General features: G+C 65.1%; 24 protein-coding genes, 1 tRNA gene and 1 pseudogene. 12 read left to right on the plus strand and 14 right to left on the minus strand.

The annotated features are described in order from the left end of the window. Window positions 1–7 precede the first annotated feature (7 nt). Window positions 8–259 carry a hypothetical protein gene (locus tag HNR40_RS45660; RefSeq protein ID WP_184973150.1) on the plus strand — a complete coding sequence of 84 codons (252 nt, stop codon included), beginning with the start codon at window positions 8–10 and terminating at the stop codon, window positions 257–259. Between the two features lie 82 nt (window positions 260–341). Then, complete coding sequence (locus HNR40_RS45665) at window positions 342–2,165, plus strand: serine/threonine-protein kinase (RefSeq protein WP_184973151.1); 1,824 nt, start codon at window positions 342–344, stop codon at window positions 2,163–2,165. Window positions 2,166–2,317: 152 nt separating this feature from the next. Here HNR40_RS45665 and HNR40_RS45670 read toward each other — a convergent pair whose 3' ends face one another. Beyond that, window positions 2,318–3,340, minus strand: a complete 1,023-nt coding sequence (locus HNR40_RS45670) for a M48 family metallopeptidase (protein WP_184973153.1) — start codon at window positions 3,338–3,340, stop codon at window positions 2,318–2,320. An 87-nt stretch (window positions 3,341–3,427) separates the two neighbouring features. Here HNR40_RS45670 and nadD point away from each other — a divergent pair, with 87 nt between their 5' ends. Genes nadD through HNR40_RS45690 form a run of 4 tightly spaced genes read left to right on the plus strand, consistent with a single transcriptional unit; the run spans window position 3,428 to window position 6,990 of the window. Continuing rightward, entirely contained in the window at window positions 3,428–4,042 is a 615-nt protein-coding gene (nadD, locus tag HNR40_RS45675; protein WP_184973155.1) for a nicotinate-nucleotide adenylyltransferase, read from the plus strand. A gap of 25 nt (window positions 4,043–4,067) precedes the next feature. Then, the gene (locus HNR40_RS45680) at window positions 4,068–5,939 is read left to right on the plus strand and encodes an ABC transporter ATP-binding protein (RefSeq protein ID WP_184973157.1); all 1,872 of its coding nucleotides are present in this window, start codon (window positions 4,068–4,070) and stop codon (window positions 5,937–5,939) included. A 38-nt stretch (window positions 5,940–5,977) separates the two neighbouring features. Beyond that, window positions 5,978–6,373, plus strand: a complete 396-nt coding sequence (rsfS, locus tag HNR40_RS45685; RefSeq protein ID WP_184973159.1) for a ribosome silencing factor — start codon at window positions 5,978–5,980, stop codon at window positions 6,371–6,373. Then, complete coding sequence (locus HNR40_RS45690) at window positions 6,370–6,990, plus strand: histidine phosphatase family protein (RefSeq protein ID WP_184973161.1); 621 nt, start codon at window positions 6,370–6,372, stop codon at window positions 6,988–6,990. The genes rsfS and HNR40_RS45690 overlap by 4 nt, the downstream gene beginning before the upstream one ends. Here the strand turns inward: HNR40_RS45690 and HNR40_RS45695 are convergent. Beyond that, window positions 6,987–7,514, minus strand: a complete 528-nt coding sequence (locus HNR40_RS45695; RefSeq protein ID WP_184973163.1) for an FAD-dependent monooxygenase — start codon at window positions 7,512–7,514, stop codon at window positions 6,987–6,989. The genes HNR40_RS45690 and HNR40_RS45695 overlap by 4 nt on opposite strands. Window positions 7,515–7,838: 324 nt before the next feature. Between HNR40_RS45695 and HNR40_RS58200 the strand changes: the two genes are divergently transcribed. The 3 genes from HNR40_RS58200 to HNR40_RS45710 all read left to right on the plus strand — a co-directional run bounded on the left by HNR40_RS58200 (window position 7,839) and on the right by HNR40_RS45710 (window position 9,423). Beyond that, window positions 7,839–8,927, plus strand: a complete 1,089-nt coding sequence (locus tag HNR40_RS58200; RefSeq protein ID WP_512699321.1) for a GntR family transcriptional regulator — start codon at window positions 7,839–7,841, stop codon at window positions 8,925–8,927. Window positions 8,928–8,992: 65 nt separating this feature from the next. Next, window positions 8,993–9,065: transfer RNA gene (locus HNR40_RS45705), tRNA-Ala, on the plus strand. A gap of 58 nt (window positions 9,066–9,123) precedes the next feature. Then, window positions 9,124–9,423 (plus strand): hypothetical protein, encoded by a 300-nt coding sequence (locus tag HNR40_RS45710; protein WP_184973167.1) that lies wholly within the window; start codon window positions 9,124–9,126, stop codon window positions 9,421–9,423. Window positions 9,424–9,681: 258 nt separating this feature from the next. Here HNR40_RS45710 and HNR40_RS58035 read toward each other — a convergent pair. From HNR40_RS58035 to HNR40_RS45750, 7 genes and pseudogenes are all read right to left on the minus strand, one after another. Continuing rightward, window positions 9,682–10,692 (minus strand): annotated as a pseudogene (locus tag HNR40_RS58035) (recombinase family protein); the annotation flags it as partial. Beyond that, on the minus strand, window positions 10,689–11,015 hold the full coding sequence (locus tag HNR40_RS45725; RefSeq protein ID WP_184973169.1) for a helix-turn-helix domain-containing protein: 327 nt from the start codon (window positions 11,013–11,015) through the stop codon (window positions 10,689–10,691). The pseudogene HNR40_RS58035 and the gene HNR40_RS45725, both read right to left, overlap by 4 nt. Before the next feature lie 336 nt (window positions 11,016–11,351). After that, window positions 11,352–13,097: a cell division protein FtsK gene (locus HNR40_RS45730; protein ID WP_246510570.1), complete on the minus strand. Its 1,746-nt coding sequence runs from the start codon at window positions 13,095–13,097 to the stop codon at window positions 11,352–11,354. A gap of 38 nt (window positions 13,098–13,135) precedes the next feature. Beyond that, window positions 13,136–13,477, minus strand: a complete 342-nt coding sequence (locus HNR40_RS45735; RefSeq protein WP_184973173.1) for a hypothetical protein — start codon at window positions 13,475–13,477, stop codon at window positions 13,136–13,138. A 19-nt stretch (window positions 13,478–13,496) separates the two neighbouring features. Next, complete coding sequence (locus HNR40_RS45740) at window positions 13,497–13,685, minus strand: hypothetical protein (RefSeq protein WP_184973175.1); 189 nt, start codon at window positions 13,683–13,685, stop codon at window positions 13,497–13,499. A 164-nt stretch (window positions 13,686–13,849) separates the two neighbouring features. Further along, the gene (locus HNR40_RS45745) at window positions 13,850–14,062 is read right to left on the minus strand and encodes a hypothetical protein (RefSeq protein WP_184973177.1); all 213 of its coding nucleotides are present in this window, start codon (window positions 14,060–14,062) and stop codon (window positions 13,850–13,852) included. 7 nt (window positions 14,063–14,069) lie between these two features. Continuing rightward, entirely contained in the window at window positions 14,070–14,420 is a 351-nt protein-coding gene (locus HNR40_RS45750) for a hypothetical protein (RefSeq protein ID WP_184973178.1), read from the minus strand. Window positions 14,421–14,589: 169 nt separating this feature from the next. Between HNR40_RS45750 and HNR40_RS45755 the strand changes: the two genes are divergently transcribed. Continuing rightward, window positions 14,590–15,345, plus strand: coding sequence for a GntR family transcriptional regulator (locus HNR40_RS45755; protein ID WP_246510589.1), 756 nt, complete (start codon window positions 14,590–14,592; stop codon window positions 15,343–15,345). A 228-nt stretch (window positions 15,346–15,573) separates the two neighbouring features. Here the strand turns inward: HNR40_RS45755 and HNR40_RS45760 are convergent, their stop codons facing one another. The 4 genes from HNR40_RS45760 to HNR40_RS45775 form a co-directional block, all read right to left on the minus strand. Further along, window positions 15,574–15,789, minus strand: a complete 216-nt coding sequence (locus tag HNR40_RS45760; protein ID WP_184973182.1) for a hypothetical protein — start codon at window positions 15,787–15,789, stop codon at window positions 15,574–15,576. A gap of 101 nt (window positions 15,790–15,890) precedes the next feature. Next, a complete protein-coding gene (locus HNR40_RS45765; protein WP_184973184.1) occupies window positions 15,891–16,187 on the minus strand; it encodes a hypothetical protein in 297 nt (98 codons plus the stop codon). Next, entirely contained in the window at window positions 16,180–16,695 is a 516-nt protein-coding gene (locus HNR40_RS45770; protein ID WP_184973186.1) for an ATP-binding protein, read from the minus strand. The genes HNR40_RS45765 and HNR40_RS45770 overlap by 8 nt, the downstream gene beginning before the upstream one ends. A 107-nt stretch (window positions 16,696–16,802) precedes the next feature. After that, entirely contained in the window at window positions 16,803–18,011 is a 1,209-nt protein-coding gene (locus HNR40_RS45775) for a helix-turn-helix domain-containing protein (RefSeq protein ID WP_184973187.1), read from the minus strand. 142 nt (window positions 18,012–18,153) lie between these two features. Here HNR40_RS45775 and HNR40_RS45780 point away from each other — a divergent pair, with 142 nt between their 5' ends. After that, the gene (locus HNR40_RS45780; protein WP_221341637.1) at window positions 18,154–18,858 is read left to right on the plus strand and encodes a haloacid dehalogenase-like hydrolase; all 705 of its coding nucleotides are present in this window, start codon (window positions 18,154–18,156) and stop codon (window positions 18,856–18,858) included. A gap of 11 nt (window positions 18,859–18,869) precedes the next feature. On the opposite strand, the gene cutA is transcribed toward HNR40_RS45780, so the two are convergent. Continuing rightward, entirely contained in the window at window positions 18,870–19,139 is a 270-nt protein-coding gene (cutA, locus tag HNR40_RS45785) for a divalent cation tolerance protein CutA (RefSeq protein WP_184973191.1), read from the minus strand. Between the two features lie 590 nt (window positions 19,140–19,729). Between cutA and HNR40_RS45790 the strand changes: the two genes are divergently transcribed. Continuing rightward, entirely contained in the window at window positions 19,730–22,432 is a 2,703-nt protein-coding gene (locus HNR40_RS45790) for a tetratricopeptide repeat protein (protein ID WP_184973193.1), read from the plus strand. The last annotated feature ends 180 nt before the right edge of the window (window positions 22,433–22,612 follow it).

Genomic DNA, 22,612 nt, shown 5'->3' on the forward strand with positions numbered 1-22,612 from the left:
GGGGCGCATGGAGATTGTGATCGCCCTGGTCTTCGCCGGCGCCGTGCTGTTCGGGGCCGACCGCCTGCTGCTGTGGCTGGAGAGCCGCGGGCACGTCAACTGGCGCCGCAAGGGGCGCAGGGACCTGTCGAAGGAACCCCGGACGGAGCTCGACGACATTTTTGGCGACACGGGCTTTGGCGACACGGGCTTGGGTGACAAGAGCTTCCGCGACAAGAGCTTTGGCGACAAGAGCTTCCGCGACAAGACCAAGCGATAAACACTCGGCGCGCCTCGGGCGCTATCGGGGCACACCCCGCTAGGGTTGTGCCCCTTATGGGTGCGCCGAGCGGGGAGGGACGGTGAGCAAGCTCGGCAAGGTCGGGCCGTACACCCTTCTCGAACGGCTCGGCAGGGGCGGCATGGGCGAGGTCTACCTCGCCGGCACGCGTCGTGGCGAACGGGTCGCGATCAAGGTTCTCCGGGATCTGGTCGAGGATGAGTCCGCCCGCATTCGCCTGGAACGTGAGGTGCGTGCGCTGCGCCGGGTCGAGAGCCCCTATGTGGCCAAGGTGTTCGACGCCGATCTCGACTGCGCGCGGCCGTACCTCGTGATGGAGCACATCGAGGGCGCTACCCTCCTTGAGCTGGTACGGCGGAGCGGCCCCCTCGACGTCGGCGGCCTGGTCGAACTGGCGCACGGCATCGCCACCGCGCTGGCGATCACGCACGCGGCCGGGGTGATCCACCGCGATCTCAAGCCGGCCAACATCCTGATGAGCGAGCGCGGGCCGGTGCTCATCGACTTCGGCATCGCGCAGGTGCTCGACGCGACCCGGCTGACCATGACCGGCACCTTCCTCGGCACCCCCGGCTACACCGCGCCGGAGATCTTCGCCGACGAGCAGGTCGAGTCGCCCGCCGACGTGCACGCGTGGGCGGCGACGGTGGCGTTCGCGGCGACCGGGCGGCCGACGTTCGGGCGGGGGACGGCCGAGGCGCAGATGTACGCGGTGCTGAACGGGCAGGCCGACCTCAAGGGTGTGCCGGTGGAGTTGCTGCCGCTGGTGCGGGCGGCGTTGCACCGTGAGCCCGCCAAGCGGCCGACCGCGGCGCTGCTGACCGACCGGCTCTCCCGGCTGGCGCGGGCGACCGCCGCCGACGTGCCGGCGGTCGAGCGGGAGGACGGGCGCAAGATCACGCCGGAGGTGCCGCCGCCCAGGGGACGGGTGCGGGCGAAGGCCAAGGAGGAGTCCGGGCGCGGGCGGGTGGGCGAGGACGTCGCGACCCCGCCACCTCGGGCACGGCAGCCGCGGGGCAGGGGCAAGGACGAGCCGAACACGCCGGTGCCCAGAGGACGCGGCAAGGACGATCCGGGCACACCGGTGCCGCGCGGCCGCGCCGCCAAGGACGAGCCGGCGCGGAGCCGGGCCGTCAAGGACGACGCCGCGGTGCGGAGCCGTGCGGCGAAGGAGGATCCGGGCCGGGGACGCACCTCCAAGGAGGATCTCGCGCGCGGGCGGGCCAAAGAGGAACTGGTGCGGGCGCGGTCCAAGGAGGAGGCGCCGCCTCGTACCCGGACCAAGACCGGTGACAACCCCAAGACGCCGGTGCCGAGGGTCCGGGCCAAGACGGGCGAGCGGCGCGTGCGCGGCCGGGAGGCGACCACGTTGCCTGCGGGCAACACCGCGTTGCTGCTGCTCGCGGTGCTGGCGGTGCCGTGTGTGGTGGTGTCGGTGGTCTATCCGATCGCCTCGATCGGGATCACGACCGCGCTCGTGGTGCTGACCAGGACGTTGTGGATGAGCCACTGGATGGTGCGGAACCGGGCCGGCAAGCGGGTCCGGGTGCTGCTGCGAGCCGTGTTGTTCCCGTTCGCGCTGATCGGGGCGGCCGTCACCGCGGTGGTGTGGCCGGGCGCCCCGGTCGCCCTCGTCGCCGGTGGCGCGCTCTGGGTGACCGGTGGCGGCGAGATCGCCTCCGACTGGTGGCAGCAGGCGGCGCCGGTGACGGTCGCGGCCGTGGTGTTCGGGGTGTTGTGCGGGGGAATCACCGGGCGCGAGATCGAGCGGATCGGCGCCCGGCTGCCGAATCTGCGCCGGGAAGGCCTACGCGCCCTGGCGGTGCTGGGCGGGTTCGTGGCGTTGTGCGCTGCCGCGGTCAAGGCGATCGAGCTGCTGCTCTGAGATGCGGAGGGGTACCTCTGTCACGGTGCACGGATGGCCGTGACGGCGGGTACCCCGTCCGACGTGAGAAGCGACCCCCACGATCGGCGCCCGCCGGCGGCGGCGGGTGGCGTGAGGGTGGCTGCGCCGTAAGGGAGGAAAAGCCCTTTGATTCAGTTGTCCCTGCGGGAGAAGCGGTTGAAGATGCGCTCTCCGGCGTTGACGGCGCCCTCGGCGACGTCGCGCAGGACGCCGATGAACGGGTCCTGGGACTCCGACCAGGACCGGCGGTAGGACTCCGCGGCGGCCTTGATCTCGTCGGTGACGCGGGCGTCGGCGTCGTCCTCGCGGCGCGGGTAGTCGCCGCCGATGATGCGGTCGTACTCGCCGGTGCGCTGCCACTTGTCCAGTTCGGCCACGCGCACCACGGCGAACGGGTGGGTGGTGCCGAGCAGGTTGAGCACCTTCAGGAAGCCGTCGCGCAGGTCGCCCGCGGTGTCGTACTCCTGGTACTGGGCGAGGAAGGCCTCGATGTTCATCTCGTGGGTGTAGTCGCCGCCGGCGAGCTTCATCAGCGCGCGCTTGGCCGCGTCCGGGTCCTGGCCGGTGAGCAGGCCGCCGCGGTCGGAGGACAGCTCCGACTTGCGGTACCACTCCTCGAGCCCCGCGACGATCGCGCGCAGGCCGATGTAGCCGAGCGGGATCCAGGCCACGCGCGTGGCGAGCGTGGTGAGGATGTCGAGCATGGTGCGGTAGACCGCGTGGCCCGACAGGATGTGCGAGGTCTCGTGGCCGATGACGAAGCGCTGCTCCTCCTCGTTCATGAGGTTGAGCAGACCGGTCGTCACGACGATGAACGGGTCGTCGAAGCCGATGGCCTTGGCGTTGACGGCGGGGTCCTGTTGCACGTAGATCTCGGGGATCCGGTGCAGATCCAGGATGTACGCGGCGTCGCGCCCCATGTCGTGCAGGGAGCGGAACTGGGTCTCGCTCACCCGTACGGCCGAGGCGAGATACATGAGGCGGAGCCGCCGCTCGCTTACGAGGCCGGACATCTGCTTGAGAACGGTGTCGAACCCACTCAGCTTACGCAGAGCGACCAGAGCGGACCGGTCTGCGGGGTGTTCGTAGGCACGAGACGAGATGCCGGGTAGTTGGATGCGGTTGCGATCCGGGGTGGTCGTCATGCCCGGCATGCTACGTCGGCTGCGGGAGTGATGCGCGGTTCCTTGGTAAGGGGGTGGCTATGAGGCGGTGTACGGCTGGCGCGTAAGGTCCCAATCATGATGAATGCGCCCATGGTGCAGGGGAAGCGCCGTGTGGGGGTGATGGGCGGGACGTTCGATCCCATCCATCACGGCCACCTGGTCGCCGCGAGCGAAGTGGCCCACCATTTCGACCTCGACGAGGTGGTGTTCGTGCCTACGGGCCGGCCGTACCAGAAGTCCACGCGTGAGGTCAGCGCGCCCGAGGACCGCTATCTCATGACGGTCATCGCGACGGCGTCGAACCCGCGTTTTTCGGTCTCGCGGGTGGACGTGGATCGGCCCGGGCCGACCTACACCATCGACACCCTGCGTGACATCTCGGAGATCTACGGGCCGGACTCCGATTTGTTCTTCATCACCGGCGCCGACGCGCTGGAGGCGATCCTCGGCTGGCAGGACGCCGACGAGTTGTTCGATCTCGCGCACTTCGTCGGCTGTACGCGGCCGGGGCACACGCTGCACGACCCGGGGCTGCCCGCGGGCAAGGTGACGTTGCTGGAGATCCCGGCGCTGGCGATCTCCTCCTCGGAGTGCAGGCAGCGCGTGGAGAAGGGCGAGCCGATCTGGTACCTGGTGCCGGACGGGATCGTGCAGTACATCGGCAAGCGCAATCTCTATGGGGCGGGATAAGCGGATTTAAAGCGATCATGGGGATATGGCAGACGATTCCCTCGACGGACTGGAGCTCAAAGAGGAAGCCTGGTGGGCGCACGACGCGGAGGTCACCGCGTCCGGGCTGTTCACCATGCTGCGGCGGCTGCCCGCGCTGATCCGCGACGTGCTGGTGCTCAGCTGGCGTACCAGCCGGGTGGACACCGTCGTCATGATGGGCTCCACGCTGGTGTCGGAGATCTTCACCGCGATCGGCCTGCTGGCCACGACCGACGTGCTCACGCAGCTGTTCTCCGCCGTGCCGACGCCGGAGCGGCTGGCCGCCGCGGTACCCGGCATCGCGGCGGTGGTCGGCGCGGCCGTGCTGCGCTCCGCCTTCCGCGAGGCCGGCCAGTGGGCGCGGGACCGGCTCGATCCGCTGCTCATGCAGACCGTCCACAACCGGATGGTCCGGCTGACCACCGGAGTGGAACTCGTCGCCTTCGACGACCCGGTCTTCCACGACCAGATGCAGCGGACCTCGATGACGGCGGTGCGCGGGCCGTCGATGTTGTTGTGGGCGGTGATGTCCACCCTTTCGGGCTTCATCGGCCTCGGGGCGATCTCGGGCGCTCTGGGGGTCCTCCATCCGGTACTGCTGCCGCTCATCCTGCTCTCGGCGGTGCCCAGCACGTGGGCGTCGGTCCGCGTCGCCCGGGTCAACTACCAGGTCACCGCCGGGATCGCCGCCGCCAGGCGCAGGCAGGGCACGCTGCAGGACCTCATGACCGAACGGCCCGCCGCCGCCGAGATCCGCTCCTACACGATGCGTTCGTACCTGCTGGCCGAGTTCGCCCGCATCTACCGCTGGGTCACCCGCTACGAGCTGCGCGCCGTACGCCGCCAGCAGGTCGCCGGGATCTGGGGCAGCCTGTTCGGCGGCCTGGCCACCGGCCTCGTCTACGGGGCGCTCGGCCTGCTGTTGTGGACCGGGCAGGTGCACCTGGCCGTGGCGGCGACCGCCGTACTGGCCATCCAGCGGGCCGGAAGCGCCACCTCGCAGGCGCTCCACGGCGTCAACCGGGCCTACGAGGCGGGCCTGTTCTACGAGGACTACGTCCACTTCTGCGCCGACGCCGAGGCCCGCGCCGAAGTCTCCGGCAACACCGCCCCGCCCGCCGAGCCCGACCGCGTCCGCGTCGAGGGCATCGACTTCACCTACCCGGCCGCCGACACGCCCGCGCTGACCGGGGTCTCCATCAGGATCGAGCCCGGTGAGATCGTCGCGCTGGTCGGGGAGAACGGCTCGGGCAAGACCACGCTGGCCAAGGTCATCGGCGGGCTCTACCTGCCCGACGCGGGGACCGTCACCTGGGGCGGCGTCGACGAGCGCCGGATCGACCGGTCAGCCCTGCGCGAACGGATCGCGGTCATCGCCCAGGACTTCACCCACTGGCCGCTGACCGCCGGGCAGAACATCGCGATCGGGCGGCACGACTCGGGCGAGTCGCTGGACGCCGCGCTGACCGCCTCGGGGGCCGACGCGGTCGTGGAACGCCTGCCGTACGGGCTGGAGACCATGCTCGACCCCAGCTACAAGGGCGGGACGGAGCTGTCGGGCGGGCAGTGGCAGCGCATCGCGGTCGCACGCGGCCTGTACCGCGACGCGCCGCTGCTCATCTGCGACGAGCCCACCGCCTCCCTCGACGCGCGGTCGGAACACGCCATCTTCGAGAGCATCCGGCGCCACGCCGTGCAGCGGACCGTGCTGATGATCACCCACCGGCTGGCCAGCGTGCGCTGGGCCGACCGCATTTACGTGCTGGAACACGGGAAAGTAGTGGAGGAGGGGACCCACGTCTCGCTCATGGAACGTTCTGGCATCTACGCCGAGATGTTCACTCTGCAGTCGAGGGCCTACACCGAGGAAGGGTAATCTCATAGGTAGCCGATAGAGGAGGACTGACCCGCATCGTGACCGCATCCGACAGAGCCGTCCAGCTCGTCAAGATCGCCGCGGAGGCCGCGGCGGACAAGCTGGCCGATGACATCCTCGCCTACGACGTGAGCGAGCAGCTCGTCATCACCGACGCCTTCCTGCTCTGCTCCGCCACCAACGACCGTCAGGTCCGCGCCATCGTCGACGAGATCGAAGACAGGCTGCGCATCGAGGCCGACATCAAGCCGGTACGCCGCGAAGGTGAGCGCGAGGGGCGCTGGGTGCTCCTCGACTACATCGACCTCGTCGTGCACGTCCAGCACGAGGAGGACCGCACCTTCTACGCGCTGGAGCGCCTGTGGAAGGACTGCCCGGCGATCGGCCTGCCGGAGAGCGTGACGCACGCCAACATCCAGCGGGCCCGCTCTTGAGTAGACGCATCGTCTGCCTGAGGCACGGCCAGACCCTCTGGAACGTTGAGCACCGCTTCCAGGGCCACACCGACATCGCACTCGACGAGACCGGGCAGGCCCAGGCCGTGAGGGCGGCGTCGCTGCTGGCCTCGCTGAAGCCCACCCTCATCGTCTCCTCCGACCTGAGCCGGGCCCACGACACCGCGTTGGCGCTCGCGCGGATCGTCAAGCTCGACGTCGCCGTCGACAAAGATCTGCGCGAACGCGGCGGCGGCGCCTGGGAAGGGCTGACCAGGGAAGAGATCCGGGCCCGCTGGCCCGAGGAATACATCGCCTGGGAGGCACCGGACGGCGAGCCGGTCACCGAGGTCGCGGCCCGGGTGGTCGCCGCGATGCGCCGGTGGGCGGCCCAGCTCGACGACGACGGCCTGCTCGTCATCGCCTCCCACGGCGCGGCGCTGCGGCTCGGCATCTGCGAGCTGCTGGGCCTGCCGGAGGAGCTCTGGCACACGCTCGGCGGCCTCGGCAACTGCAGCTGGTCGGTGCTGGAAGAGGGGCGCAAGGGCTGGCGCCTGCTGGAGCACAACGCCGGAACGCTGCCGGAGCCCGTGAACAGTGACGACATCGAAACCTAGAGACTGATCGCCTCGGCCGCCTTGCTCGTGTTCAGGAGTCTGGGCGGCACGAGGCGGAAGATCTGGTTGCGCATCCAGATGTGGGAACGTTTCGAGGGGACCAGGAACTTGTCGGCGCCTCTTGCCTGCTTCTGGCAGATCTCCACGTAGGGGCGCATTCTGGTTTCGTACGTGGTCAGTGCTGTTTCTGGTGGGTTCTTCCTCAGTTCGTTCGCCAGGATGTACGCGCCCACCACCGCCAGGCCGGTGCCCATGCCGCCTGGGCCGGGGGCGTGGGCCGCGTCGCCCAGCAGGACTGTGCGGCCCTGGCTGTAGGTGGGGGACTGGATCTGGATGGCCTGGCTGAAGTAGAAGTCCTTTGCCTGGCGCATCTGCTTCAGGAGGTCCGGGACTTTCCAGCCGATTCCTTGGAAGGCCGACTCGACCGCGGCGCGTTCGTCGATGATGTCGATCTCGGGGGAGGCGAAGTCGAGGGCTGCTCTGGTGCCGTTGAGGGTGATGCAGCGGCCTGGGACTGTGTACATGACTGGGGCTGGGTGGGTTCGCTCTGTCTCGAAGATCGCGCCGTACATGCCCAGGTGCCTGGTGGGGACCTTGCCCCAGAGCTGCCTTGATGGGTTGCATGAGGCCCATTTCTTCCAGGACCTTCAGTTGGGGGCGGCCGCGGAAGTCCACTGCCTGCCCGCCTGTGCGTGGGGCCGGGGCTCGTTCCACCATGGTGACCTGGTGGCCGTCTCCGGTGAGCCAGTAGGCGAGGGCGGGGCCGGCTATTCCCGCCCCTGAGATGAGCACGTCCATGGGATTCCTTCGCTTCGGGTGTACGCCGTAGTCTCCGGTTGACCTGGGAGATGCGCGAAGGGTGCACTAGTGCAGTGATTTTTCAGGACATTGTGGAGCAGCTGCGGGTTCGGATTGTTTCGGGGGAGTTGGGGGAAGGGGAGCTCGTCCCGTCCACGCGGCAGATCACCCGCGAGTGGGGCGTGGCCATGGCCACCGCTTCCAAGGTGCTGGCCGCTCTGCGGGAGGAGGGGTTGGTGCGGGTGGTTCCCGGGGTGGGGACTGTGGTGGCTTGGTCGGCTCGGCGGGATGGTCTGCCCGGTACGCGCGCTGGCTCGGCTGGGGACGGGGCGGGTGGGGGTGGGGCGTCGGTGGGGCGGGCAGATCGTGCTACGGCCGGTGAGCGGGCGGATCGCGATACGGCCCGTGAGCGGGCGGATCGCCATACGGCCGGTGAGCGGGCGGATCGCCATACGGCCCGTGAGCGGGGGGATCGTGCTGCGGCCCGGGAGCTGACCATGGCGCAGGTCCTGCGCGCCGCCATAGACCTCGCCGACGACGAGGGGCTGGCGGCCGTGTCGATGCGCCGGGTGGCGACGGTGCTCGGGATGTCCACGGTGGCCCTGTACCGGCACGTGCGGGGCAGGGGCGAGCTCGTGCACGAGATGGTCGATCAGGTGTACGGCGAGGCCCGGCTTCCCGCCCGTGTGCCGGATGGCTGGCAGAAGCAGATCGAACTGTCGCTCAGGCTGCAGTGGGGCGTACACCGGAGACATCCATGGCTGGCCTACGCCTACCCGCTGACCAGGCCGCACGTGGGGGCCGCCGGACTGGCCCACACCGAGTGGATCATGCGCGCGGTGTCGGGACTGGGGCTGGACCCGAACACCATGCTGCACGTGACGGTGTCCCTGGCGGCGTTCATCAGAGGCTTGGCGGCCAACCTTGAGCCGGAGGCGCAGGCCGTACAGGACACCGGAATGAGCGACGACGAGTGGATGACCACCAGAGAAGCGGCCCTGAGAAAGCTGCTGCCAACCCACCCGACCCTGGCCGCAGTCCTCCGCGACCAGCAGCTGAACCTGGACCTGGACACCCTGTTCGAGTTCGGCCTGAGACGCCAGTTGGACGCCCTGGAGGCACTGGCAAAGGCCGATTAGGCGAAACGACAGGATCCCGATATGCTCTCCGAGCGCCGCAACGAGCAGACTCGAAGCGGTGACCAGGGGCTATGGCGCAGTTGGTAGCGCGCTTCCATGGCATGGAAGAGGTCTGGGGTTCGAATCCCCATAGCTCCACCCAAGATGTGTTACTCGAACACCCACCTTCGAGGGCGGTGGCGAGTAGCGCGGAGGTTTGATCGACGGCGGTGTCCTTCGGGACACCGCCGTTTTTGCGTTGGACGTGGAGCAAGGGCGCGAAGGGTGCCGTTGGGTCGTCGCTTGCTACGCCCTCGGTGTCGAGGTAGAGGCGTTGGAAGAATGCCTGGTTCAGGAGACGGCGGTTGGCTTCGTCTGCGAGCGTGTAGAGGTCGTGTGGGCGTGTGAGGAGGTCGAGAACGGTCTCCAGGGCGGTGCGGCCCATGTCGAGATCGGGCTGTTGGGCGCGGCTGAGTTGTGCTTCCAATCGGGATCGTTCGTCACGGATGCCGCGTAGGCGCTTGGCGATCTTCTCTTTCGGCCAGTCGGGGTCGCTGACAAGGTCGAGGTAGGTGTCTTCCTGACGGTCGAGGTCGGCCAGGTGTTTCTTGATCTCGCGGGCAAGCGCTTTGCTGGTTACGGCGTTGCCGGCCATGGTTGCGTCGAGGCCGGCGGTGATGCGTTCGCGCAGGCTCGCGGGCAGCGTGATCGTGGCGTAGTGGGCTTCGATGGCCTTCTCGACGTCGAGGACGGGGAGGTACGGCAGGTCGCAGGCGCGTTGCTGACGGCCGCGGCACATGAAGTAGAAATAGACCGTCCCCGTCTTGCTCCTACCCGGCGAGAGGATGAGCCTGGCCTTGCAGCGATGGCACCAAAGGGAGCCCTTGAGGTAGTGGTGGTGCTTGCGGGCTCGGGTGCCGGCGCCGCGTTGGACGAACAGGACCTCTTGTACGCGGTGGAAGAGTTCCTCGCTGATCAAGGGTTCGTGTCTGCCTCGGTACTCGATGCCCTGGTGAGTGACGAAGCCCAGGTAGTAGCGGTCTCGGAGCATGTCTCCGATCTTGTGGATGGAGATCAGGGCGCCTGTGGGGTGTCTCTTGGTGGGCTTCATGCGGAAGCCTGCGTCGGTGAGGGCGTCGGCGATGTCCTCGAAGCCGTGTCGGCCGGTGGCGTACAGCTCGAACGCCATTTGGACCAAGGGGGCGCGGTTGGGGTCGAGGGCGATCGTGCGGATCTCGCGGCCTTCATGGCGTTCGCGCACGTTGAGGTATCCGATGGGGGCGCGTCCGATGCTGCCGCCGTTGATGACCTTCTGGCCCATCTTGTAGGCGATGTCCGCGCCCTGGGCTTTGGACTGGTACTCGTTCACGGCGTCGATCACGTTGCCGACCAGGTCACCGACCGCATTGTCTTCGGTGTAGTCCATGACGGAGATGAGGTGCACGCCCGCGGCGCGTAGGTCGCGCTTGGTGATCGCCGAGTCGATGGTGTTGCGGTGCATGCGGGAGCGGGCGTAGACAATGATGCAGTCCACGTCCTTGCGGGCCTTGATCCGCGCCATCATCGTTCGGAACGCGGGGCGGTTGTCGGTGGTGGTGGCGGTGCGGGGTTCCTCGACGTACTCGTCGACGATCTCGATGCCGAGTTCCGCGGCCTTGCGGTGGCCTGCGGTGCGTTGCGCGGGGACGGAGTTCCCCTCGGGGTCGTAGTCGGTGTCCATTTGGCCGCGCGAGGAAACGCGCAGGTAGAGAAGGCCGCGCTTGGGAGGGGCTGGTTTCGGGGTCATGGCTGCTCTCCCTTCTGTCGGTCGGCGTCGATGATCGCGTGTATCTCGGCGATGGCCTGGTCGGACAGGCCGTACTCGGCACGCAGGAGGGTGTCGAGATCGGCAAGTCCGGTGATGCCCGCACGGGTGAAGACCTCAGAGACCGGAAGGTCGAGGGCACGAGCGAGAGCCGCGAGGTTGGCGGCTGAAGGGCGCTCTACTTCGTCATTCAGGATGCGGTAGAGAGAGGAGAACGACAGGCCGGTGACACGGGCCAGGTGGCGCAGGCTGTGTCCGGCTTGAACGCGGGCGGCTTCGAGGTAGCGGCCCAAGCTCTCGGTCATGCGGTGCTCCGTGGCATGGGTGGATCTCCACCATACGCCTTCTGATCCGATTTTGGAGCGGCTCTGTGTGGCTTGGTTTCGAGGTCCTCGATGATCGCGGCGAGTGCTTGCGTCAGGAGATCGATGTCGATGTTCCGGCGTTGCCGGCCGTGAACGCGGATGCGTGCCAGGGCTCACCACCTCCTCAGGTTCGGGCCAAGGGCGGTCCTTTCGTCGTTGTTGTGATCTGTGGTCGAAACTACGGATTGTGATTGTCCGCCGTTCGTCCGTCCGCGCGTCTGTCGCGCATATCTACGCGCAGACGCGCGGACGGACGTGGACGGCGGACGTGGATGATTACTGAGCGTGCTTCTCGGGAGTGGCTCGCCAGAACCCCCGGCTGACCTGTTCGGCTTGCTGCGTTCGGGCCAGGTCCTGGAGTCGCTGATAGACCCAGGTACGGCGCATCCGTGTCGCGCGCATCAGATCGTTGATCCGGACGCCTTCTGCGGGAGCTTGCCGGAGGGCGGCCATGAGAACCTTCTCGGCTTCCCGAGAAGGGGGCGGTGCGTCTTCTGTGATGGGCATTTCAGCCGCGCGTTCGAGGGCTTGAACAGAGACGGCATCGAGGGAGGGGCGGTGGGTGGAGTGGCGTTCTGTGGTGGTGTGCACCCCGTGGTCGTCGAGGAGGTAGGTGCGGGCTCGGCGGGGGATGTCGTGGTCGGGTGAGGAGATCAGGAACTTGCCGGGAGCGTCGAGCTTGTGGGCGTGCCATCCGGTCTTGACCATGCCCTGTCCGAGGATCAGGTCCGCGTCTCGGGCTTCGCGAACTCGGAAGCACACCCGGATGTCCATCTGTGAGCGGACCGCGCTCTTGCCCATGGCGTCCTTGGACGGGCGTTGCGTGGCGGCCACGAGTTGCACGGCGACGGCGCGTCCCCGGCGTGCGATCGAATCGGCATGGTCAATCGCTTGAGGCGCCTCGCTGGCCAGCTCGGCGTACTCGTCGATGATGATCACGAGTGCCGGACGGGCGGGGGAGGGGTCCCAGACGCGTTTGCCCCGTTGGGCGAGATCGTCGGCGCGTCCGTCCAGAACGATCACCGCATCTCGCAGGAGCGCTTCTGCCTCCTGCGGGGTCGTCGCCAACCGATCGATGCATGAGGCCCACGGTTGGAGTTCCATGCCGCGCTTGAGGTCGATGCCCCACAGAATCACGTCAGGGCAGGCCGTCAGCTCTCCGAGCAGGACGTTCACGCCTCCGGACTTGCCGGCTCCCGACACTCCGCCGAACAGGCCGTGTCGCCGTAGCAGGGGGACTCGGACGGGTGCGCCGTCTTCGAAGAGTCCCAGCTTGGCGGGTTGGGTGATGAAGGTGATCGATGGGCCTGGCCAGGTGATGGCGTTGGCGTGTGGGTCGGTTTCGATCACGCGTACGTCGGCGCGGTTGGCCTTCTTGCTGGCCACGGGCTGCACGCGGACCCCGCCGCGGGTGGAGCCGAGCGCGGATTCGAGGCGGGGTACGGCGGCGACGGCGTCTTCCACGGTTTGCCCCAGTCCGAGCCCGAGACGGAAGCGGTAGCCCCACAGGTCCACGATCGCGGACTGCACGCGGGAGCCTGCCAGACCTGCGGCTTGGGCGATGTCGGGCCATGCGGCCAAGGTGCGTTCGACGCGTACGCGGGCACGGCGCCGGCGATGTGCCCACCAGGGCGCGGCCAGCACCACGCATCCGATCGCCAGCACGAGTGGCAACGGCTTGGTGAACGGCCCGTGAGCGGTGGAGGTGGTGAGCCATCCGCCGGCGAACGCCGTGGCGGTGGCGGCGTAGGCCCGTTCGATCGGGCGAGTGAGGTTGACCCATCGGCCCGCGTAGAGCAGCACGCCCGCTACGAGAGCCGTGATCCCCGCGACGGTAGGCCACCAAAGCCGATAAGAGCTGTGCAGGATCGTCCCTGTCCCGATGAGCAGCGCGAGCATCGTCACCGGAGCCAGTTCGGAACGGTAGCGCCACAGCAACCGGCCCACGCTGGTGATGAGCAGGGGAGCGATGTCGAGGTCATCGGTGATGGAGGCGACAGGTTGGATGCCGTATCGCCGCATACGGCGAGCGTTTCTGCGTAGCTGATAGCGGCGGTGGCTCATTTGGCCTCACCCGCCCCGCGCAGAAGGGACTGGTGGGCGAGTTCGTCTCGGAGGTACCACAGCGGGTCGTGTTCGCCCTCACGATGAGCGGCGAGTGTTGCCTCTGCTGCGGCGATTAGGTTGGCGCGCTCGTAGCGGACGCCGTCCAGTTCGGTGCGAAGTCGGCCGAGGTCGTCGGCCAGTGTGCGGGCGTCGCTGAGGGCGGTGGTCAGGTGCTCCCAGATGGATGCGTTGGCGGGGTTGGCTCGCGCGAGCGTGCTCACGAGGTGGACGGCGGTGTGGTTGCGGGAGAGAACCTCCTGAAGATCAGCGTGCGGATAGGGGTGTCGGTGGGTCATAGGCGATCGCCTCCTTGGGTCATCGGTTGGTGGCCAGGTCCAGCAGGCCATTGAGTACGTGGCGGATGTCGGGAGCCAGCGCGGTTGCGGCCAGCAGGAACCCGAACAGCGTGCAGACGATGGCCTGCCACAGGCGTAGCCCGAGATGCCGCAGGGCAATGAACACGGCTACGCCCATGAGCAGGACCAGCGGAACGGATACCGACACGGCACATCACCTCCCTTCTTGGTCTGGACGGGCTCAGATGCTGTCGTGATGGGCCCTACGCCGACGCCAGCGGTAGCGGGCGCGGCACTTCACGCACGAGCGGTTTCCGGGGAGTACGGCAGCGCCGCACGGACATTCGCCAACGAGCGATCGGGGAAGGGGTTTCAAGGGCAGTCACCTCCTCTCCGGGCGGACGGTACGGACGTGTAGGCGCCGACCAGACGTCGTGTGATCCGCTCGGCGTGACTCGCCTGTTCGCTGTCGAGGCGGCGACGGCCGTCCTCGGCGCGGATGGCGATCACCACGATCAGGAACAGCACGAACGTGGCGACGGCCAGGACCAGGGCAGCGAGGATGATTAAGAGAGGGATGTCCATGTACGGCTCACGCCCCCGAGCCGTAGTGGAGGCGGAAGTTGGAGCGGTAGGACTGGTGGGCGTCGTAGGCGTCCTCGGCCTCCTGCTCGATGGCCACGATCGTGTACTCGACGCTGCCGAGCACGAGGGTGGCGAAGTGCTGGCCGGAGCGCCTGCGCACCGGCAGGCCGTGCAGCGCCGCGACCCGCTCGACCTCGGCGATTGCCTCGGCGTTTGTGTCGAAGATCGGGTTGAAGCTGAGGCTCACGACGCCGTGCTGCGAGACGGGCAACGCGGGGTGCTCTTCCAGATACCTGGCGAACTGGCGCAGATCCGCGATGAGCTGAGCGCGGTGTGCCGTGTTCTGAGTGTCGTTCATGGGGATCAGCTCCCTTCGCGAGCGGAGCGCCGACCCGATTAGGCCAACGTAGTACGTTGAACGTTTACAACTGTACGGCTAACGTAGTACGTTGTGTCAACGGGTTCAGGGACCCAAACCGCAGAATTTCTCCGGGGCGCCGCGAAGCCCCAGGTAGGAGCCACTCGTGATGGAGATCAAAGCGCCGGTCTCCCGGTGGAAGCAGGTCGCCGAATACCTCCGGGAACGCATCCTCGACGGCACCTTCCCCGCTGGACAGGCTCTCCCATCCGAACAGCAGCTAGCCGAAGAGTTCGGCCTCTCCCGCCCGACGATCCGCAACGCCATCAACGAGCTGAAGGCCGCGGGCTTGGTCGAGGTGCAACGCCCGAAGGGAACATTCGTCCGCTCGCCCTCCGCGCGCCCGGCCCGAGCCGACCACCGCGGCCTCACCCGAACAGCAACGGGCGGCTACGTAGACAGTGACCAAGAGTCCTGGCGAGAAGTGGATTCGCCGTCTCACCTGCGCATCAACTCCGCACTTCCGCAAGCCGAACTCCTCGCCATCCCTCCGGGGGAACCGATGCTCGTGCGGATGGCGCTGGAGAGAGCCGATGGGGTGGCGCGCATGCGCCGGCTCAGCGTGCCGTTCAGTGTCGCTCAGGACACCCCATGGGCCGACGACCCCGCGCTTCCAGCTCCGTCAGAGGTCTACGGCTATTTCGACCCGCGTGGCCGTCTGAGCTGGCAAGAGTATGTGCGGGCACGTATGCCGCTGCCGGATGAGGCAGAGACGTTGAAGGCCATGCCGGGAACGCCGGTCCTTCACATCACTCGCGTCGCGACTCTGGACAAGCGACCGGTCGCACTGGAAGAGGTGGTGGTGTGTGGGGACGCGCTAGAGGCCGTCTACACCATCACCGCGTCGAAACCACGGAGTCGATGACGCGTCCCTGGATCAGTGGTGGAGTGGGCTGCTCTTCGCATTGCCGCAGGCGAGCGTATGCGCACGCTCTGAGATACATGCCGTACAGAGTCCGGGCCTCGGATACGTCCAGGCCGAAGTAGTCGAGAAACTCGACTCTGGTCATGCTCGCTGATTCACGGGTGTGCGCCCATGCGAGTGCTTCAAGCTGGTCGGCAACTCGTTGGGCGGTTCTGATGTTCCGATGACTCATTTGGCCCTGCTCTGCGGCTTGGTGCGGGCCAGGGCGTACTGACGAGCGACGCGTCGAGCGGCTCTTGGCGGGTCGATGGCCGGATGCCAGGCGTAGACGGCGCGGTGGAATCTGTCGTTCCATCCGGTGCGCCACCAGAAGCGATGGCCGTTGCACCACACGACCAGACCGGTGTCGATGAAGGCGAGCGCCAGCCCATAGCCTGCATGCACTTCGGCGGTGATCCCCTCGCGCTCCAAAGCTTGCCCAAGCGCCCTCACGGCCAGGATCTCAGTAGCGTTTCCCACAGGGCTATTCACGGCAACGCCCCTGCTCAGGCCGCGCACTCGTCGTCAACCGACCGACGCGCGGCCATCTCGGCGAGGGCCTGTGCGATCAATGCGGCAGTCTGGGGCGTCACTCGGCCTAGCTCGACGAATCCGGCGCCGAACTCGTTGACGTCCGCTCGCAGGTACGGCATGGCGTCCGGAGAGCCGATGGCCGTGAGCGCCTCCTTGACGCTGGCCACGGAATGCTGTGCTCGTGCCCACTCGCGGACGTAGCCGACTCCGTCTTCCAGCAGAAAGGCCGGATCTCCCTCTGCCCAGCGCGCCTCAGAAAGCTCACCCATGAGAACCGCCCCTTTCCGTCGTCAGATCGGAGCGGGAGAAGGGAGCGTCGCTGCGGCGGTCGATCTCGCACCACACGGCCTTGCCGGCATCAGTGACGCGTACGCCGTACCGGTCGGCATAGCCGTGTACGAGCTGCATGCCGTACCCGAACGTGGCCAGTTCCTCGGGCACGCGCAGGACCGGAAGATTGCGCGCGTCCGGATCGCGTACCTCGATGCGCAGGGTACGCGCCGCATAGATGGCCAGGAGCCGTACCGGTAAGGCTTCGTCGCTCCATCCGATGGCGTGGCGGACCGCGTTGCTGACCAGTTCGGCGGTGATCAATGCCGCGGGTTCAACAAGGTCTGGAAGGCGCCAGAGGAGGAGCAGATCCGATATGCAGTGCCGCGCTGTGTGCGACGACTCGGAGGTGAGGGGCAGCAGATAGGCGCGCGTCCGGTAGTCGTCCGGTAGTTGCGAGTACGGCAGTGCCTGACGGTCGTCGACGACCCTGAACTTGTGTCCCATCTGGTCCTTCACCTCCTTCCCTTCACCCGGTGTCGAGTGCGCTCGACACTAGGTGGGGATGGAGGTGGCCACCCGCGCTGTGAGCGCGGGTTAGCAGGTAGCGCGGGTCAGTCGAGGAGGCCGACCCGGCGGGCGAGAGCGCGTACCTGAGGCTGGAACGTGGGCCGTGCGCGCTTGAGCAGAGACCGCACGAGATCGCGAGCCAGGGTGTTGTAGCGCAGGTCCTCCGGGCCGCTCGCCTCGGCGTTCATGAGGTGGAGGATGACCGCGGCGTCCTCCTGTCGCTGGTCGTAGCAACGGGCGACTTCCAGCGCGAACGTCATCCGGCGTTCCAGCGAAGGGGAGTGGTTCACGTCGAGCTGGTCCGCGATGTGCAGCGCCTCGGCTACTTCGCCGGCCTCCATCTCGACACTGACCAGGTGCAGGCCGACGTTCAGCGGCCCGAACACAGTCCAAAAGACGTTGCCCTCACCGGCGTCACCAGCGGCCTCGGTAGCCGACCCTTGGATGCGTTCCCGCGCGGTCCAATGATCGTGGCGACGACCGGAGGCAATGGCGGCGACGAGCCACAACGCGCCCTCAAGAGCGGCCTGGTCAGGATGGCGCTCGGGCACCTCACGACGCAGTTCCTCGATGGACCGCATGGCCACGTCCTCGGCGCCCTCAGCCTCTCCCTGGGACAGGAGAATCTGGCCAAGGTTCCACTTGGCAGCGGCGACTCTCAGCGGGTCATCCGCGTTCTCCGCGGCGGTCACGGCGCGGTCGGCGACCATGAGCGACAGATCCGTCCGCCCAACGCGCTTGGTGAAGGTTCTCAGCAGGTAGTACAGATCGGCCGAGATCCGATACGCCTCCCTCCGCGAGCTGGCGTCCGTCGAGGACCGGAGCGCGCGAACGGCGCCCTGGACATCGCGCGTGAGGTCCGGGACGAGCGTGCTCACTTCAGTGAAGCGATTCGTGGACCCCTGCCACAGCCCCCAAGCACTCTCGACCCGCGCTCTGAGCGCGGGCAGATCGGGACTCTCGTCGAGGGGAACGTCATAGGTGGTCAGCACGCGTTGCAGTTGACCCGCGACCGGGTGAAGCACACTGTCGCCTTCAAGAGAAGGCTCACCGATCAGCACCGCGACAGGCACATCCAACACACGGGCGAGCTGGTGAAGCAAGGCGATCGTCGGCGTGCGAACCCCGCGCTCGATCTGGCTCAGATAGTTCTCACTTATACCCGCCAGGCCGGCGACCACGGCTTGCTTCTTGTTGCGGGCAGTGCGGTAAAAGCGAACCCGCTCACCGATAGGGATCTCCACCGAACCCACGGGGCCTCCTGCACATCCATCGTCACCAGCGTGCCCGCGAACCACCGCTCTCCACCGTAGGCCGGAACGCCGAATCCCGTGAGAGTCTTGGCATGCGCAATCTCGTCAGGGGAAGGGCGGATCTGTGACCACTCACCGGCTCGTGCTCTGGGACATCGATCACACCCTGATCGAGACAGGAGGAGTCGGGCGCGAGGTGTTCGCCGCAGCCTTCGAGCAGACGACCGGCGTCCCCATGAAGGACATGGCCGACCCCAGCGGCCGGACCGAACTGGTCATCTTCGGCGAAACCCTCGACCTGCACGAGATTCCACGCTCGGATGAGTATTTCCGGCACTTCATCGAACTCCAGGCCCGCGGATATGAGGAGCGGGCGCATGAGATGCGGCTACGAGGACGCGTGCTGCCCGGTGCAGTGACCGCACTTCAATCGGTGGGTCGGCTGGCAGGTGTTGTTCAATCGGTCCTCACGGGGAATACCAGGCTCTCAGCAGAGGCCAAGCTCCGCATCTTCGACCTGGACCATCTCGTCGATCTTGAGATCGGAAGTTATGGTGAGGACGATCCGGTCCGAGCCAAGCTGGTGCCCATCGCCCAGGAACGGGCCGAACGCAAGCTTGGCCGCAGGTTCACGCGCGATACGACGATTCTGATCGGGGATACGCCGCAAGATGTGACGGCAGGGCGCGAGGGCGGAGCCCATGTGATCGCTGTCGCCTCAGGGAAGAGCACAGCGACAGATCTGAAAGATGCCGGCGCCGAAACCGTCATGCCAGATCTGACTGATGGCATGGCACTGGCTAGGGCGATTGAAGTTCGCGGTACCTCGACTGGCCACGTTGACTGAGTGACCTGGACCTACTCAGCATCTCCATCGAGAACCGGAACCACGACAAACTCCGATGCGGAGACGATCTCCCGCACCGCACTCACCTGAGCAGCGGTTGTCCGCAAGACGAGTTGCCATTGCTGCGCTTCTACCATGGCGCTGCCTTGCATGAAGATCGACACAATCGGACCGGCGACCTGGGCACTTGTCGCTAGCTGGTCATGAATGAGGTTCTGAGCGAGCGCGTATGCGTCCTCACGGCTTTCGGCCGTGGTGAGGATCTGGACTTGGTCCGCCATCAGCCATCCTGCGGGTCGATTTGGGTGCTCTGCAGGTGTGATGCTACGCCGTGCTGGCTTCGGGGGTTGCTGATTGATCAACAGGATGCTCAGGCTGTCCGTTGGAGCTGTCCAAAAGGATCCATGCCTGCGGCTCTTAAGGCTGGCCTGGGCTTCAGACGACCTCTCTTCCGCAATCGACTCGCGAACTCAGCAGACAAAGTTCGCGTATCAAGCCGTGGGTTGTACGGACTGTGCCAGCCCTGCATACGGAAACGGCCTGGCCAAAATTCGTCGCATAGGCGAATAAATACCGGCTTGCGACACTCAAATTCGTTGAGATGAGTATTGGAACCCAGGGCCTTGTCAGGCTCGTCAAGATCCGCCCGACAGATTTGCGAAATATAGAGCGATGGCGTGCCACTTGGCCCATCATGTGATCTGGCGGTACACGCGTGGGCAGGTTGTTGCCCGACTGGTTGTCTTTGCCGGATACAAGGGCCCAATCGGGAAGTATTCGGTGCAGTGCCAGGCGTGCGCAGGCGATGCCTCGCTTGCAGCTGTCTATCTATGTCAGACGCGAAGTTGGCCTACCGTAATGAGATTTGCTTATGGACAACAATCGGAAAGATGTCGCACGTGAAATCAATGCTGCAGGAGAGAGGTCGATATCGGCCTATGCTGTCTCCGGTATAGCTTCAACTGGAGATAATGCCACCAATATTGTATTTGGCGTGGATGGACTACTTCGGCCATCGCACTTCAACGATGTGCATGCAGTTAGCAACCTGCCACGCCTGCCGACAAAGACCTTCGTCGGTCGGGCGGAAATGCTGGAGTGTCTGCGAGTGATGCCAGCGAATGACGGGCGATTTGAGCCCTGCACTCATGTGATATGTGGCTTAGGTGGCGTGGGAAAATCGGAGCTTGTCCTACATCACATCGAGCGGTGTCGGGCAGAGTACAGGGTTGTCTGGTGGATAGTCTCGGACAGTAAGCAGGAGATTAGGGAAGGGCTCGCGGCCCTTGCAAGACGAATCTATCCCGCGATAAGCCTATTGGGAGACGTCGAAGCGGCAGCAGAATGGGCAGTCTCCTGGCTTCAGATAAATTCTGACTGGCTCCTTGTGTTGGATAACGTTGAGAATCTGGCTAGCGTTAGGCCCTATCTCGCGCAGCTTTCAAACGGACATCTGATTATCACAACCCGCCGGAATGTTAGCTGGCCGAACGGGATCCGTAAGCTACAGCTTGAGGTTCTAAGCCCAACAGACTCCGTGACCCTAGTGGAAGGAATCGTAGAGCCCGGTCTGGTCGGGAGCGGGGCCACGGTATCTGAACTTGTGGAGGAACTCGGCTTTCTTCCTTTGGCTTTGGACCAAGCGACTGCATATATCAATCAGTCGCAAATTAGTATATCTCGCTATCTTGAATTGCTAAAAGAAGATCCTCGGCGGACTTACAGATCACACAGCGAGGAGAGGGCGCCGCGCGACACTATCGCACGTCTCTGGAAAATTACTCTCAGGCAACTGCCTGCGCGAAACCGTATGGCTGTTACTGTCTTGAACGTTCTCGCGCATTACGCGCCAACATCTATTCCGCGAGCCTCGCTTGCGCCCAGTGATGTCGTTGATCTTGACGAGGTTCTTGGAATTCTGTCCTCATATAGCTTGATCGAACTGCGAGACGACTCCATAGTTCTACATCGACTGCTGCGAGCAGTCCTTCTCGTTTCGGTTGATTCTGGCGCAGAATCGCGATCTCTAGCAACAATCGCCCTGCTCTGGCTTAGAAGGAAGATCCCTAAGAACATGGAGTCCAATGAATCTGATAGAGCGATAATGTATGCACTCATGCCACATATTAGATGCCTTGCTGATCAGGTGCTTCCGGGTGATGACGACTTCGACCGGTCTATCGGTGTTATTCTGAATAATGCTGCAGTATTTGAGCGCGTTCAAGGAAGCTACGCAAGCGCGCTCGAACTTATCCTGCTGGCGTTGGACTTCACTCTGCCGCTAGATGGTGTGGACGACGAAGATAGTCTCATGGTGCGGAATAACCTTGCGGCTGTCTTGTGGGACCTTGGGCGCCGTAGCGAGAGCATGGCCGAGATGCAAAATGTTAAGGACGCGGCCACCCGGCTTTTTATAAGTTGTGATCAAAGGGCTCTGACTTTTCTCAGGAACGCCGCTTCGTTGTCAGCCTTAGCGGATAATCCCATTCAAATTGAGGCAGATGTCAGAAAGAATCTAGAAGCTTCTCTTAGGTTGCTTGGCGATAGCCATCCTCAAACAGTTGCATGTCGTATTGATCTTGCTGTTGTCCTAAATAGGAGCGGTCGACCAAGAGAAGCCTTCGACGAAATCTCCAAGCTGAGCCTTAATGCGAGTGAGGAGCTTGATGAAGATTCGCCAGAGCTAATTCATGGAAGAAAGCATCGAGTTAACATACTTCACGCGTTGGGGGAATTCGAGGCGGCTCAGTCTGAGGTAGATCGGCTGGTTGAACACCTGGCAGGACTGCTTGGTGATGATCATCCCGATACGCTGACGGCTCGTGACACGCGTGCATGCACCCTGCATGCAAGGGGCTTGGTGGAGGACGCGACGGTGGAACTACGAGAAATCCTCGAAGTGCGGGAGAGGGTGTTGGGGAAGGTTCACCCTGAGACGCTAACTTCTCTGAGCAATCTTGCTAGCTGCTTGCGGGAGTCGGGAGATTTTTCGGAGGCCGAGGAAATGAGCAGGAAAGCTGTTGAGCTCTCCGCAGTTTATCTCGGCACTAGCCATCCTGACACGCTGGCAAGTCGAAACAATTTGGCGAATCTTCTGGACGATATGGGACGACACAGTGAGGCTGAGGCGGAGATTCGTGAAACAATTGAGCTTCGTGCGGCAGCGCTGGGTATGGATCATCCAGATACGCTGACAAGCCGTAACAATCTTGCAGTTATGTTTGTGAAGCGAGGTAGGTTCGAAGAAGCGGTAGATGTGCTTGACGATGTCATCGATCGGTTCTCTCGGGTATTGAGCGAGTGGCATCCTTTTGCTCTGCTGGCTCGACGTACTCAGATTGGAGCCATGGCTGGCATGCGACTGTATGCACGTGCCGAACTGGAGGCTTGTGAGATGGTTGCCGCGTGCATGGATCATCTAGGTGAAAATCACTCGGACACTCGTGAAGGTATCGCTTTGCTGGCATGGATTGTTGCGGAGGCGCATCAAGCTAATTATGGAATACTGAGTCGTAATGCACCTTGTTCGTGTGGATCACGAAAGAAGTTCAAGCGGTGCTGTGGTGCACAGTAGAATGTGGTTCCGTCTGGATGTTATGCATCGGGTCATAGCCGGCGCTCGGGACTTCGGTGCGCCTGATGTGAAAGAGCCAACCACTCGTTGCTTCCGATTGTTGGACCTGGCTACCCCAATGGCATGAGTTGTTGCCAGTCAACGGGTGAGACCATCCCGATGATCTTTCCTGAGGTGATC

Origin of the sequence: Nonomuraea endophytica (genome assembly GCF_014203235.1) — a bacterium.
GTDB lineage: Bacteria > Actinomycetota > Actinomycetes > Streptosporangiales > Streptosporangiaceae > Nonomuraea > Nonomuraea endophytica.